Annotated in this window: 11 protein-coding genes; 3 read left to right on the forward strand and 8 right to left on the reverse strand. The window is 68.3% G+C overall.

Features of this window, described 5'->3' with window-relative positions:
* Nucleotides 1-55 precede the first annotated feature (55 nt).
* Nucleotides 56-2,197: a DEAD/DEAH box helicase gene (locus ACZ5KP_RS08760; protein WP_460922347.1), complete on the reverse strand. Its 2,142-nt coding sequence runs from the start codon at nucleotides 2,195-2,197 to the stop codon at nucleotides 56-58.
* A 280-nt stretch (nucleotides 2,198-2,477) separates the two neighbouring features.
* Here ACZ5KP_RS08760 and ACZ5KP_RS08765 point away from each other — a divergent pair, with 280 nt between their 5' ends.
* Nucleotides 2,478-3,341 (forward strand): DUF4097 family beta strand repeat-containing protein, encoded by an 864-nt coding sequence (locus ACZ5KP_RS08765; protein ID WP_460922345.1) that lies wholly within the window; start codon nucleotides 2,478-2,480, stop codon nucleotides 3,339-3,341.
* A gap of 46 nt (nucleotides 3,342-3,387) precedes the next feature.
* Complete coding sequence (locus ACZ5KP_RS08770) at nucleotides 3,388-3,735, forward strand: hypothetical protein (protein WP_460922343.1); 348 nt, start codon at nucleotides 3,388-3,390, stop codon at nucleotides 3,733-3,735.
* A 91-nt stretch (nucleotides 3,736-3,826) separates the two neighbouring features.
* Here the strand turns inward: ACZ5KP_RS08770 and ACZ5KP_RS08775 are convergent, their stop codons facing one another.
* Nucleotides 3,827-4,957, reverse strand: coding sequence for a hypothetical protein (locus ACZ5KP_RS08775; protein ID WP_460922341.1), 1,131 nt, complete (start codon nucleotides 4,955-4,957; stop codon nucleotides 3,827-3,829).
* 901 nt (nucleotides 4,958-5,858) lie between these two features.
* Here ACZ5KP_RS08775 and ACZ5KP_RS08780 point away from each other — a divergent pair.
* On the forward strand, nucleotides 5,859-6,698 hold the full coding sequence (locus tag ACZ5KP_RS08780; RefSeq protein WP_460922339.1) for an alpha/beta fold hydrolase: 840 nt from the start codon (nucleotides 5,859-5,861) through the stop codon (nucleotides 6,696-6,698).
* Between the two features lie 50 nt (nucleotides 6,699-6,748).
* Here ACZ5KP_RS08780 and ACZ5KP_RS08785 read toward each other — a convergent pair whose 3' ends face one another.
* The 6 genes from ACZ5KP_RS08785 to ACZ5KP_RS08810 all read right to left on the reverse strand — a co-directional run bounded on the left by ACZ5KP_RS08785 (nucleotide 6,749) and on the right by ACZ5KP_RS08810 (nucleotide 13,754).
* Complete coding sequence (locus tag ACZ5KP_RS08785) at nucleotides 6,749-7,243, reverse strand: hypothetical protein (RefSeq protein WP_460922337.1); 495 nt, start codon at nucleotides 7,241-7,243, stop codon at nucleotides 6,749-6,751.
* The gene (locus ACZ5KP_RS08790) at nucleotides 7,240-8,901 is read right to left on the reverse strand and encodes an FAD-dependent monooxygenase (RefSeq protein ID WP_460923430.1); all 1,662 of its coding nucleotides are present in this window, start codon (nucleotides 8,899-8,901) and stop codon (nucleotides 7,240-7,242) included. Before ACZ5KP_RS08790 ends, ACZ5KP_RS08785 begins: the two co-directional genes overlap by 4 nt.
* An 88-nt stretch (nucleotides 8,902-8,989) precedes the next feature.
* Nucleotides 8,990-10,669, reverse strand: coding sequence for an electron transfer flavoprotein subunit alpha/FixB family protein (locus tag ACZ5KP_RS08795; protein WP_460922335.1), 1,680 nt, complete (start codon nucleotides 10,667-10,669; stop codon nucleotides 8,990-8,992).
* 2 nt (nucleotides 10,670-10,671) lie between these two features.
* Complete coding sequence (locus tag ACZ5KP_RS08800; RefSeq protein WP_460922333.1) at nucleotides 10,672-11,529, reverse strand: electron transfer flavoprotein subunit beta/FixA family protein; 858 nt, start codon at nucleotides 11,527-11,529, stop codon at nucleotides 10,672-10,674.
* 213 nt (nucleotides 11,530-11,742) lie between these two features.
* Complete coding sequence (locus tag ACZ5KP_RS08805) at nucleotides 11,743-12,072, reverse strand: 4Fe-4S dicluster domain-containing protein (protein ID WP_460922331.1); 330 nt, start codon at nucleotides 12,070-12,072, stop codon at nucleotides 11,743-11,745.
* A 281-nt stretch (nucleotides 12,073-12,353) separates the two neighbouring features.
* Entirely contained in the window at nucleotides 12,354-13,754 is a 1,401-nt protein-coding gene (locus ACZ5KP_RS08810) for an LEA/WHy family protein (RefSeq protein WP_460922329.1), read from the reverse strand.
* Between the last annotated feature and the right edge of the window lie 74 nt (nucleotides 13,755-13,828).

Consider the following 13,828-nt stretch of genomic DNA (forward strand, 5'->3'; position numbering starts at 1 on the left):
ACCGTGTGGCGCGTCGGGGCGGGAGTGAGCGGCAGGGGGTGTGAGCGCCGAACAGTCAGTGCTCGATCTCGCCGGGCGCGTCGACGTGTACTTCCCGGACGTCGACGCCCTTGCCCGCGAGATGCCGTGTGCGCTGGCGTGCGAACTCCTCCTCCTCGGTGCCAGTCGTCGCGAGGACGTACACCTGGGCCTTCCCGGCCGGACGCATCGTCCGCCCCGCTCGCTGGGCACCCTGGCGGCGCGAGCCGCCGAGCCCGCTCGCGACGATCGCGACCTCGGCCTCGGGAAGGTCGATTCCCTCGTCGCCGACCCGGGAGACGACGAGCGTCGAGAGCTCGCCCGTGCGGAAGGCCGAGAGCAACCGCTCGCGCTCCGCGTGGCGGGTTTCGCCCGAGAGGAACGGTGCGTCGATGGCCTCCGCGATCGCGTCGCCCTGATCGAGGTAGTCGACGAAGACGAGCGCCTGCTGGGTCGGATGTTCGGCGAGCAGCGCCGCGACGTGGTCGATCTTCGCGGGGTTCGTCGCGGCGGCCTGGCGTCGTTCGTGGCCGTGGCTGGCGGCGTACTCGTCCTGTGCAGTCACCGTCGACGCGTTCGGACCGCTCTCGGGTGGTTCCGTCGGGACGGCGACGCCGTCCTCCTCTGTGCCCTCGGCTGCACCGGATGTCTCAGCGGTATCCCCCTGATCTCCAGCACTATCTTTGCGGGTATTGCCAAGACTTTTGTCGTCTGTCCTGGGTTCCCCGGCTTCGCCGCCGGCTTGGTCTCGCTCGGGCCACGGGACGAAGTGCAACTCCAGTTCGGGCTCCGCGACGTAGCCGGCGTCGAACAGCGCGTCCCAGTCCGTGCCGATCGGCGGGCCGATCAGCGTGTAGATGTCCGCCTCGTCGTCGCCCTCGCGAAGGGGCGTCGCGGAGAGGCCGAGCCGGTGCCGGGACTGGAGATCCGCGCTCCGACGGTAGACCGGCGCGGGGACGTGGTGGGCCTCGTCGAACAGTAGCAGGCCCCACTCTCGCTCTTCGAACAGCTCGCGGTGACGATCCATCCCGGCGACGTGGTAGGTCGCGATCGTCACGGGCCGGATCTGCTTTTTGCCGCCGTGGTACTCGCCGACCTGGTCCTCGGTGAGCGTCGTGTGGGTGAGCAGCTCCTCGCGCCACTGCGAGACCAGCTCCCGGCTGGGAACCAGCACGAGCGTCTCCCCACCGATCGCGGCCATGATCGCCATCGCGGCGACGGTCTTGCCCGAGCCCGGCGGCCCGACGAGCACGCCGGCGCCGGTGTCTTCGAACCGCTCGACCCAGTCCTGCTGGTACTCCCGGAGCTGGAGGCGGAGGTCGAACTCGATAGCCTCGCCGGATTCGAGCTCGCGCTCGTCGCTGACGGGGTAGCCGGCCTCGTAGAGCGTGCGCTTGACCGCGGCGATCGCCTCCTCGGCGACCCATGCTTCCGTGTCGGAGATCCGGGCGCGGAGCTGGTCCTCCTCGAGTTTTGGCTCGGCGACGTTGCCCATCAGCGATGCCGACTCGGCTTCGAGCACCTCGTAGCCGTCCTCGTGGGTGTAGAGCCGGAACTTCCCGGCGCGGGCCCACTGGTCGGCGATCCACCCTTCGAGGGCGGGCTCCTGGTCGGGGAGGACCGCCCGGAGCGACGCGATCAGGGACTCGATGCTGTCGTATGGCGCCGCCCAGACGTCCTCGGGCCGTAGCTCGTAGAGGTAGCGGCCGTCGTCGGCCTCGACGAGCCGGGCAAACTGCGAGAGCCGCGCGCGGGTGAACTGGCGCGGCCTGTCGACGACGATCTCCTTGCGCGATGGGAATGGGACCACCCGCTCGGTCTTCGCGAGGTCGGCGACTGCGTGCGGAGAGTAGACCACGGGATCGTGGGAGACGTCGTCGCGTTCGAGGGCTGTCGTTCGCTCGGCGAGCCTGTCGAGAGCGTCGCTGGCGTCCGCCTGCGTGACGTCGAGTTCCCTGGAGAGCTGGTCGGCGGTCGCGAACGGCTGGCCGAGCCCCTGGAGGGCCGCCTGGACGTCGTCGACGGCGAGTTCGGTCGCGTCCTCACCGGCGCCAACCGTGACGCTGGGCTCCTCCCCAGCGGCCGTTCCGTCGGCTCCTCCGGCTCCGCCGGGCCGGGGCGCTTCGTCCTCGGCGGCTTTCGATCCCGCCTCCGCGTCCGCTTCCTCCTCGTCTGTCACTGCCGGGTCTAGCTGGTGAGTGCCAAAGTACGCGTCGCCTCGCCCCGCGTCGTCCGAACGCGGCGATCGGGCAGCCGCGGTGGACACCAGACGCGCCGTATGGACGCCTTCGACCGATTCGCAGCGGATAATCTCCAGTTGAAACGGAGGGGTCGGGGGGTCGCCGGTCCAGGGCCGTCGGCCGGGGTGGCGACATCGTGGTACAGTCTCCCAATAGCACAGTTTCAGGTTCTGCAACGGTCAGTGAGGGTTTTATTAATGGCGTGTCGTATCGGAGGATATGACCGTCTCTCGCCGCCGGGTACTCGCCGGCAGCGGTGTGCTCGCCGTGAGTCTCACCGCAGGCTGTGGGTGGATCGAGCGCGACGAGCACGAGACGATCGAGCGGCAGTACGACGCCTCGGTGGAGACGGTCGCCATCGAGCACGAGGTCGGCTCTGTCGCGGTCACGTCTGGCACCGCCTTCCACGTCCACGGCGAGAAACAGGCGGCCAGTGAGGACGCCCTCGACGCGCTCTCCCTGAACGAGCGCCGCGACGGCGACCAGCTCGTCCTCGAGACCGCCCTCGGCGACGGCCCGTGGCCGACCGGCTGGTGGCGCCAGCCGACCTTCGATCTCGAGGTCGAGGTACCAGCTAGCGTTCGGGTCGATCGCACCGAGACGGCCAGTGGCGACGTCGAGATCAAGTCCGTCGCGGGGCCGCTCACCGCCCGCACGGACGCCGGCGACATCTACGTCTCCGACGTGCAAGGCGCCATCGACGCCCGCACCGACACGGGCGACGTGATCGTGCGCGACGTCGACGCGCCGATCGCCGCACGATCCGACACCGGCTCGGTCACCGTCGACGGTGTGGTACAGGGCATTCGCACCGACACCGGGTCGGTCGAGACGACGGTCCGGGAAACCGCCGGAACGCCCTCGATCGTCTCCGACACGGGCGACGTCTCGCTCGCCCTCGCGTCGTCCCTCGATGCGACGGTGTCGGTGACGACGGAGGCCGGCGACTTCGACGCCCACGGCACCGGGTTCGCGGACGTGGAGTCTACGGAAAGCGGCGGGACCGTCGTCGTCGGCGACGGGAGCGAGGAGATCGAAGTGTCGACGGACACCGGCTCGGTTTCGATCGTGACGCTCGGCTAGCGGCCGAATGGTGGAGCTTTAGGCCCGGGACCGGTTTGGATCGAGCGTGAAGCGATACGAGACGGACGTTCGCGACGGCGTCCTCCACCTTGAGACGCCAGACGGCTGGATCGAGGTCGGCGCGATGGACGACGTCTGCGAGCTGATCGGCGGGGAGACGTACACGCTTCAGTACGACGACCGCCAGCGCCAGGTCGGCTGGCTCGACACCGACGAGGATGGCACGCTCAGCTTCGAGGTCCGGGAGACGATCCGCGAGACGACGTTCGACGACGAGTTCGTCGAGCAGATCGCGGACGCACCGGCGGGCGAGACCGAGGCGGGCTATCCCAAGCGCGCCGCGGCCTTCGCGGAGCTGCTCACGGCTATCTGGGACGCGAAGGGGCAGTACTGAGCCTGAAAGAAGCTCGGGTGTCGGCACGTCGTCTTCGTCCTCGTAGCAGCCCCTCGTCCAGCATCGCCCGGGACTGCCAGCGCCGGCGCGGTTACGCCGAGTCGGTGAGGTCGATCAGCGTCTCGACGTCCGAGCCGTAGTTGACGATCACCACGTTGCCGTCCTGCTCGATCTCGAGGTGCTGGAGCGCCGCGGGCGCGTCCTCGTTCTGCTCGGCCTGCGTCACGAATATCGAGGCAGTGGCGGACAGCTGGGTCGCGTAGTTCTCGCTGCTCATCGTGATCCGTCCCTCGACGCCGATCTCGCCGTCCTCGGTGTAGTACGTGCCGGTCAGGACCTCCATGTTGTTGGAGATCTCCGCGCCGGGGCCGGTCGTTGCCCCGCCCGCATTCTCGTCTTCGGGGATGGTCATCGCGACCGTCGCGAAGCCGTCGCGGGTGTCGTCGTAGGCATCCCGGAGCGTCCCCGAGAGCGCGTCGCCGTCGGCGTAGGCGACGTCGAGCGTTCCCTCGACGGTGGACTCGACGCCGAGCACGTACGCGCCGTCGCCGAGCAAGCCGAGGTAGAGCGGGTCCTCCGCGTCGTTCTCGGCGTTCGTGAGCTCGTAGAAGACGCCGGACTCCTCGTAGTCCAGCGCCTCCATCTCGATGGAATCGTTGGACTCGATCGCGTCGGTCAGTTCCGCGGTCGTCCAGCCCGTGTTGGCGATGAGGCCGAACTGCTCCTCGGCGTCGGCGGCCTCCACGGACTCGGGCACGTCGTCGAACTGGCCGAAGTAGATCGCTTCTTCGAACTCGCGGGGGTCGAGACCCGTCGACTCCTCGAACTCGTCGAGTGACCCCTGGAGCTCCGCCCCGTCCACGTCCTCGGGCGTTTGCTCGGGCGTTGCTTCGGACTGCTGTTCGGCCGCCTCGCCACCGGCCTGGAGGAACGCCTGGGTCGTCGCGTCCTCGGCGATCGAGCCGTTCACGTGAATCACGAGGTTCTGCTCGGCGGGCACGTGGTCGATAAGGGAGACCCCCTCGAGCGACGCGTTGGCTCCGCTGGCGGTCGTCCCGGCCGCGTTCGTTCCGCTAGCGGCCGTTCCGTTGGGGTCCGTCCCGTTACCGCCGTCGCTGGCGATGCCGGTACAGCCCGCGCCGGCGATCACCCCGAGGACGAGCAACGCGATTCCGAGTTTCCGGAGCGTCGATCGCGCCGGGAGCGAGGGGATCCGAGTCATATGTTCCAGTGGTTATCTCGGCGAATGATAAGTGTAGCCACTTCGGTCCTGCAAGGATGGGTTCGCTCTCGACGGGACCAGGGAGCCCGTCCCCGATACGGAATTTCGGGAGCGATGGCCCGAGGCCTACGAGGCGTTCGTGACACGACCGCCCGAGGTGCTGTGTTTGCGCGGTCGGGTGTGAGACGTTCTGTTTGATGATCCTGTGTTGGAGGAGTCCACGGTACCGCAGCCGCCCACGGAAGCCCCCTCCCGCTCGACCGTCCGCGACTCGCTGCGCGCGGCTTCGCTTCGCTCAGCCGTGCTTGCGTCGTCGGGGACGGGTCGACCGGTCGGCCCCTTCCGAAGTCCCACCCGGATGATTTCCCACGGGTCACGAAACCCGGCGGACTCTCCCGGCGCGCGCTGGCGGGGGTGAGCCGAGCGGAGCGAGGCGAACCTCGTCGGAGCTTGCTCCGACGGTGCTGCGAGCCTCGAAGCGGGCGAGCAGCCCTCGCGAGCCAGCGTGCGAGGGCCGAGCAGCGCAGTGGCGACCAGCGGGAGCCCGAGCAGCGCAGAAGGCTGGGGAGGTCTGAGGTGCGGTGGGTGGGGGCGAGCGAAATCTTCGATTTCGCGACCTACGGAAGATCTCCGATCTTCCCGGTACATCGAAAGGGGCAGGGCGACTCGGCTGTCCCCGGGCGAAGTAAGCACCGCAGGGAGCGCTAGCGACTGAGGAGCGCAGCGAGCGTCACGCGAACGAAGTGAGTGTGACCTCGAAAGACGAGCGAAGCGAAGTCTTTCGGTGCCCGGGATATCGAGCGCCCTGGGGCTTTCGGACTGCTGAATACCTACGCCCAATCCCCACGCCCGAGACCCGCTTTCCAGAGCTTTTTGCACGCACCGAACCGACCACGAGCCAATGACTCCGGAGGACCCCGAGCCGCTTCCCGAGGGCTGGACCGAAGACACCGCCCACGCCAACGGTATCGAGATCCACTACACCCGAACCACCGACCCGGACACCGACAAACAACCGCTCGTCGTCTGCCACGGCGTCTTCGACGACGGCCCGTGCCGCACACCCCTCGCCCGCGACCTCGCCGACGAATTCGACGTGATCCTCGTCGACGCGCGCGGCCACGGCCGCACCGATGCGCCGACCGACGGCTACGTGATGGCCGACCGCGTCGCGGACCTCGTCGGCGTGATCGAGGGCCTCGGTCTCGCGGATCCCGTTCTCTTCGGGCATTCGATGGGTGGCGATACCGTCGCCGCGACCGCAGCGGCACACCCCGATCTCCCGCGAGCGATCGTGCTGGAGGACCCCGCCGGGATGCTCGACCACGAAGAGTCTCCCGAGGAGGCGGCCGCGTGGGCGAGCCAGCAGATCGAGTGGTGGCACGACCGTTCGAAGGCGGAACTCCTCGAGGACGACGACGAAATCCGGGGCCACGTCGAGGCCGGCGAGGAGCGACTCGCCGGGTTGATCGCCGACGCTCGATTGCGCGTCGACCCCGCGATATCGGCGGTATTCACGGGCGGTTGGGCGGAACCCGCCGAAATCTATCCCGAAATCGACGTGCCGGCACTGATTCTCAAGGCCGACGCCGACGAGGCGGGCCGGGAACGCGACCGCGAAAACGCGGGCTACCTGTCCGACGGCGAACTGGTCCACGTCGACGGTGCGGGCCATTGCGTGTTCCGTGACGACCGGGAAACTGCGAACCGGGAGCTGCGGACGTTCCTCGATTCGGTATAGCAACCGCCGCTGCCGCCGGCGACCGATAGCCGGCTACTGATCGTCGCATACTATCGCTCCGGCACGTCCGTCAGCAGCTGCGCCACGTCGCGAACGTTGTGCGTCGAGACGAACAGCTCCGCGGCCTCGCGCACGCTGAAATCGACCGACACCGCCTCACCGTAGCTCAGGGCGTAGAGCTCCAGCCACGTGTTCAGTGCCGTCTCCAGCCGATCGTGGTGGGGCTGCCCGAGCTGTGCGTGGGCGCCCCGCCGATCGACGTAGACCGCAAGCACCGGCCAGAGCCCGTGGCGGCAGTACGCCATCGCGCGCAGTTCGGGATCCTCCGGCACCTCGAAGGCCTCCCGCGCAGCTGCGGCGATCTCGTGCAAGTCGTCGACGCGGGCCTCCAGACCTTCCGCGGTCCCGCGCAGCGCGTCCAGATCGGTCTCGGTCGCGTCTGGAACGCCGGGCGGCGGTGGCGGCGAGTCCGTGCTGTCGGCGCTTCGGCCGCTACCGTTGGCAGCCCGGCGACCCGCACCACCGGCCGCGTCGCCGTCGCTCATCCCTGCTTGAACTCGACGCCCTTGCCGCCGGCGGGGTGCTCCCAGTGCGTGTCGGCGACGACGGCGCAGGTGCCACACTCCACGCAGGGCTGGGTGTCGAGACTCACGACGCGCTCTTTGCTGCCGTTGGTCTCGATGGTCTCGGACCGGTAGCAGCCACCACCGAAGTCCTCGGCGGAGACCGGACAGGCCGTGACGGCCGTGCCGCTGGCCTCGTAGGAGTTGTCGAGCACCTCGATGTGGGGATCGCCCACGTCGTAGGTCAGGTCGCCGATCCGGTCGGCGAGATCCGGCGGTTCGATGTCGTTCGTGGCGTCGATCGGCTCCCCGAGCACGTCGCCGATCACCGTCGGGACCGTGACGTAGGAAATCTTCGTGTCCGGGATCATCCCGAGCACGAACGGGGAGTTGAAGGACTTCTCGAGCAGCCCGTCGAACGTCTTGACGCCGAAGCGGCCGATCGGCGAGTTCATCACTGCGGAGCCGATCGACGTCGCGACGGAGCTTTCCGAGAGCCAGCTGGTCGCCTCGTAGCGGGTCGGCCGCAGCTGGTCCATGACGCCCTCCTCCTCGAGCTTCTGCTCGTAGAGGTCGCCCGCGAGGCTCGGATCGCCCCGGGTTTTCGCGTCCTGGAACGCCTCCGCGGCGAGCCCGCCGGCGGAGACGGCGTGGTTCATCCCTTTGATGATCGGACCCTGGGCCTGCATCTGGCCGGCGGCGTCGCCGACGAGCAGCAGGCGCCCCGAGTGTGGCGAGGGGTTCGCGACCTTCTTCGAGTCGGGCACGAGCTTCGCGGAGTACTCGACCTCCTCGTACTCGCCCTGGAACCACTGGTCGAGCAGCGGGTGGGTGAGCAGGGCGTCGAGCAGGTCCTGGGGCTCGGCGCGCTCCCGGGCGAGCGAGTCGAGGTGGAACACGGTCCCGATCGACAGCGAGTCCTCGTTGGTGTAGAGGAACCCGCCGCCCCGGACGCCCTCGAAGAGGTCGCCGGAGAACAGGTGGGCTGCTCCGTCGTCGGGGCCGTCGAGGTCGAAGCGTTCCTCGATTTTCTCGCGGTCCATGTCGACGACCGCCTTGACGCCCTGGAACCAGTCGTCGGGCTCGTCCCAGTCCATCAGCCCTGCGTCCCGCGCGAGCTCGGAGTTGACGCCGTCGGCGGCGACGATGAGGTCGGCGGTGATCGGATCGAGCTCGTCGCAGGTGACGCCGACGATCTCGCCGCCCTCTCGCAGGAGTCCGTTGACGCGAACGTCCGTCAGCAGCCCGCCGCCTGTCTCCCGGGTCCGCTCGTGGACCTGCTCGGCGAGCCAGGAGTCCATCTCGCGGCGGAGCACCGCATCGCACCACTCCGTGCCGCCGTGGTGGATGTCCTCGAGGTCGAACGTCGCGACCTTGTCCTCCGCGAGGTTGTGCATCTTGTACTCCTGGGCCGGCCGCTCGGTGGCTTCCTCGCGGAAGTCGGGGAACAGGTCGTCGATCGTGTACGGTGCGGCTTCCTCCGCGTAGATCAGCCCGCCGGAGACGTTCTTCGAGCCCGCGTCGACGCCCCGTTCGAGCACGAGCGTCTCGACGTCGTTCGCTGCCAGTGCCGCTGCCGCCGCGGCGCCGCCGGGGCCACAGCCCACGACCAGCGCCTCGTAGTGTTCGTGCTCGTCCATGGATGGGTCTGCCGTCGGATCGTCGGCCGCGTCGCTGGGATCGACTGCCGGCTCCGTGTCCGCTCCGGTCTCCGTGGTGGTCGCGTCGTCAGTCATCGTCACCACCTCCAGCTGGCACCGCACCGAACTCCGCGAGTGCCGCGTCCACGTCGCCGGATTCGACGGCCTCGGTGAACGCGGGCAACACGTCGAAGAGGTCGCCGTGGATGTAGTAGTCCGACCAGTCGCGGATGTCCGCGTGCTCGTCGGTGTTGATCGCGACGATCGTGTCCGACTCCTCGCAGCCGACCTTGTGCTGGATCGCCCCGGAGACGCCCGCGGCGACGTAGAGATTCGGTTCGACCTCCTGGCCGGACTCGCCGATCTGGCGGTCCTCGCCGGTGTACTGCTCGACGTGGCCGGCGAACTGGAAGGAGGAGGTGATCACGCCGCGCGTGAGGCCGAAGGCGCCGTCATCGAACGCTTCCGACAGTTCGACGCCGAGCTCGATCCCCTCTGTCGGGTCGCGGTCGATCCCGCGGCCGACGCAGACCACGACCTCGTGATCGGTGAGGTCGACGCCGCCTTCGAGCCGGTCGTGGTCGGTGACTTCGACGTCGAGCCACGAGGTATCGAGGTCGAAGCTGTGTTCGACGACTTCGCCCTCGCGCTCTGTGTCGGGATCGGGCAGCTCGAACTTGCCCGGGATCACCGACGCGCCCTGCGGGTGGAACTCCCGCCGCGGGGAGTCCAGACAGAGGATCGTCGAGTACTCGAACCCGGAGAAGTCCGGCCGCGGCATGTGAAGCACGCGCTCGAACTCCACCTTGTCCTTCGCGCCGGTCTTGACCGGGTTGGAGATGACCTCGTTCTCGATGTAGAGGTCCGAACAGTCCGAGGCGAGCCCGGAGTCCAGTTCGGCCTGGACCAGCGCGGAGAGGTCCCGTCCGTTGTGGGTCGCCGGGAAGATGGCGTAGCGCGGCTCGTCGTAGCCGTGCCAGTCCGCCTCGGGGCGATCCTCGCGGCCGTAGGGATGGCCCGCGCCCCGCGCCACGTCGCAGTAGATCTCGGCGTAGGGCTTGTGCCGGAACCGCTCGAGGCGTTCGTCCTCGTAGTAGACCGCGACGTCGGCGCCGTACGCGATCGCCTCCTCCGCGATCGCCTCGACGTCGTCGCCGATGACGACTGCGACGACCTTCTCGGACTCGTCGTAGTCCTCGTTATAGCCGTCCATCAGCTCGCGAGCCTTTCCGAGCATCTCCTTCGAGACGTCGAGCAGCTCGCCGTGCTGGGTCTCGCAGTAGACCCACATGTCGCGGTAGTCGCCGTCCTCGAGCGCGCGGACGTGTTTCTTGTCCGCCGTCGGGTGGTCGAGATCGGGGTGGGCCTCCTCCGGCGGCAGGATCTCTTCTTCCTCGCCGTCGTCGGCGCTGCCCTGCACGGAGTCGATGCGCTGGTTGATCAGCCGCTTGACCGAGTCGCGGTCCTCGCCGGCCTCCTCCTGTTCGAGCAGCGCCTCCAGCTCCTCGACCTCGTCGATGTCACGAACGAGGTTCCCCACGTCCGCGGCGGTCTTCTCGGTGAGGTCGATCTCGCCCGCGTCCTCTGGCTCTTCGTCTTCCGCTTCGAGCGTCTCGATCCGGCTCTCGATGAGCGTCTTGACCGGCTGGCGGTCCTCGCCGCCTTCCTCCAGTTCCAGCATCGCCTCCAGTTCCTCCACGTCCTCGACGCCGTTGACTTTCGGCCCGAGTTCGGAGATGTCGTGCTCGGTGGGGTCGATTTCGGGCATCGCTAGTCACCTCCGGCCGCGAACTGCTGGATCTCCTGGACGACCTCGCGCATCCCCTCCTGGTCGTCCTGCTCGATCACCGTCGCCTCGCGCTCGTCGGGCGCTTTCGGGATGGGGTCGACGCCGGAGACGATCGTCGGCGAGCCGTCCAGTCCGATGTAGTCGGGATCGAGATTGAGATCCGCGTGGTCCCAGACGGTGAGGTGGTCGTCGGCGTTTTCGACGCGTTCCTGGGTCTCCGCGCGGAGGTCCTTGTGCCGGAGGCGGTGCTCGGCCTTGCGGTAGACCGGCTCGAACTCGGGATCGGTGACGATCGCACACGGGAGCGGCGCCTCGACGGTCTCGATCTCGGAGACGTCGCCCTTGACGAGGCGCTTCGCGCGGACGGTCTCTTCCTCGGGGTCGACGTCGAGGTTGATGACGTGCGTGATGAGCGGGCGGTCGAGCGCCCAGCACGTCTGCGGGCCGGTGTGGCCGGTCTCCCCGTCGGCGGTCTTGAAGCCCGCGAAGACGATGTCGGGCTCCTCGTCCATGTGCTCGATCCCCGTCGCGACGGTGATCGCCGTCGCCCAGGTGTCGGCGGCGGCCATCTCCCGGTCCGAGCAGAGGTAGAGCTCGTCGGCGTACACCGACTCCATCCCCTCCTCGAGGATGTCCTGATAGCCCGGCGGCCCCATGCTCATGAGCCCGACGGTGCCGCCGTGGCGGACCTTCGTCTGTAGGGCAGCCTCGAGGGCCTGTTCGTCGTTCGGGTTCATCACGGTGGGAGTGTCCCCCCGTTCGAGGTGGCCGTCCTCGTCGAAAGAGACGGCGCCCTCGCTGAAGTCCGGTACGCCCTTCGTGAGTGCGAGTAACTTCATGGGATCAGATCTGGAGTAGTGGTCGCTCGTCGGTCGTCTCGGGCCGATTCGTCGGTCGCTTCGATCGGTCCGTCGTCGGCATCGGCCGGTCCATCGTCGTCGGCATCGGTCGGTCCGTCGTCGGTGACGTCGATCGGTCAGTCGTCGCAGTGACCGCGGTTGTCCCTGCCGTCCCTCGCGCGGGTGGCTGGCGTCGCACGGTCCCAGCGGCGCTCACTTGCGGCCCGCTCGCCCGGCGTCGACGTCGATCGCGTCCACGGGGCAGACGTCGACGCAGAGCATGCAGTCGATACACTGCTCCTCGTGGGTGGGGTCGGCCTTGATCTCGCTCTCGGGGTGGTCCGGCGAGTCGACCCACTCGAAGACGTCAACTGGGCAGTCCTCCAGACACGCGCCGTCGGCGATGCAGATGTCGAAGTCCACGGCGACGTGGGTGCCGTGGATACCGAGTTCGTCGGGCTCGTCGACGGGCCCCCAGACGTCGTGGCCCTCGTGCTCGTCGACGACATCGCGGTTCTCCTCGAAGTTCGGGTCTATGGCCATTGCTGACTAGGAGCGGGGCCAGCGATCACTTAAATCGCTCGCACCGTCATACCATACCACACTGGACGCTCCCCCAGCACGGCGGCCACGCGTATCGTACGCGTGATGCGTCTCGTCGTCGCATCGCCGTGGCTCGCCCCCGGGCGCCAGCACCCCCGCGTTCGGGTAGCATTTGCTCCGAAGGAAAGGCCCCGCTCGCTCGCGCGCGGATCGATCACCCGTCGGACACGACTGTTCGCTTGCGCCCGGCGTCCGATCCGACTGCGCCAGGGAGTGAGAGTTCACCGGTCGTCAGTGCCCACAGCAACACTGCCGAGAATCCCGCCGTCGGAGCCACCGTCGTCCGAGCCGTCGTCGCCGGAACCGTCGGTCGTGTTGGTACCGTCGCCGCTGTCGCCGTCGGTCGTTCCGTCACCGCTCGTCCCGTCGCCGCCGACGAAACCTCCCTCGTCGTCGGGCGCCTCCTCGGGCGGGACGCCGACGTCGCCGCCCTCGTCGAAGATGTCGGTGCCGATCCACTCGCCGTAGTCGAGTTCCTCGAGCGGCACGGTCGTCGTCTCGCCGTTGGGGAGTTCGATCACGGCGGTGAACGTGATCCGGAACCGGGTGACCTGGTGGCCGTAGACGGACTCGTCGAGGTGGGACACCCACCACTCGTCGAGGCGCTGGTTCTGGATCGCCGTCGACGCCTGCAGCGTGTTGGTGGCGCCGCCGGTGACGACGAAGGGGTCCTCGGATGCGCCTTCCGCGACGAGCACGTCGTTCATCGTCACGTTGTACCGGAGCTCGGAGATCGCGTACGGCTCGATGTTGGGGTTGTACACCCGGAACGCCATGTTCAGCGGGGTCTCCGTCTTCGAGGCCGATCCCCAGGCGGCGTCGGTCTCCTTCACGATCAGGAGCGGATCGTCCACGATCGGGAGGTTCCCGTCGATGGGGCGATCCTCCTCGGACGCGAACGCTCCCAGGATATCCGTCTGGATCTGCTCTTCGCTGGTGAACGTCTTGCTTTGCCCGATGGCACTCGCGGAGACTTTCGTGTCGACCACGACGGTCGTCCGCTCGCCGTTGTTGACGTGACTCGCCCACCACGGCGGGATCCGGTCGTTGTAGAGAGTCGTCTCGACGTACATCGTCGAGTTCCCCGTCCCGATCGAGATCCCCTCCTTCGTCCCGTTGGCGATCGCGACGTCGTTCATCCGGATCTGGTAGTCGGCGGTGACCCCGCCCAGCGAGACGCCGATCGGGTTCGGGTTGTGGACGGTCAGGTTCGTCTCGATGATCGTCGTCTCGTTCGTCACGGTCCCGACGTCGTTCTGCATCGCGGCGACCTCCGGCGCACCGATCACGCCGAGAAGGAAGGCGGCGCCCACCAGTCCGACCAGCCCGAGAACGACGAACAGCGCGATGCGGAGCTTCGAGGCGAAGACGACGCCGCCGAGCGTGCTGCCGACCCCACCGAGCGTGCTCGCGATCGCGCCGGGGACGCCACCGCTCCCCGTCGCTTCGTCGGCCGCCTGGGTCTCGGGGCTCGGCGCCGAGGGCGCGTCAGCTGCGTCAGCGGCGGGCTGGTCGTTCCCCGCTGCCTCGCTCGCATCGGTCTCGGCGCCTCCGGCGTCCCTCGGCTCGCTGTCCTCCGGTCCAGTACCGTCGGTGTTCCCCGGTTCCCCCTCGTCAGCCATCGTTGCGATGTGTCAGCGGCTGGGCCTGGAAAAGGCTGCTGGGCGATGCTCGGAAGCCGTTCGCACAGCTCCGC

It is taken from the genome of Salinarchaeum chitinilyticum (genome assembly GCF_055390775.1).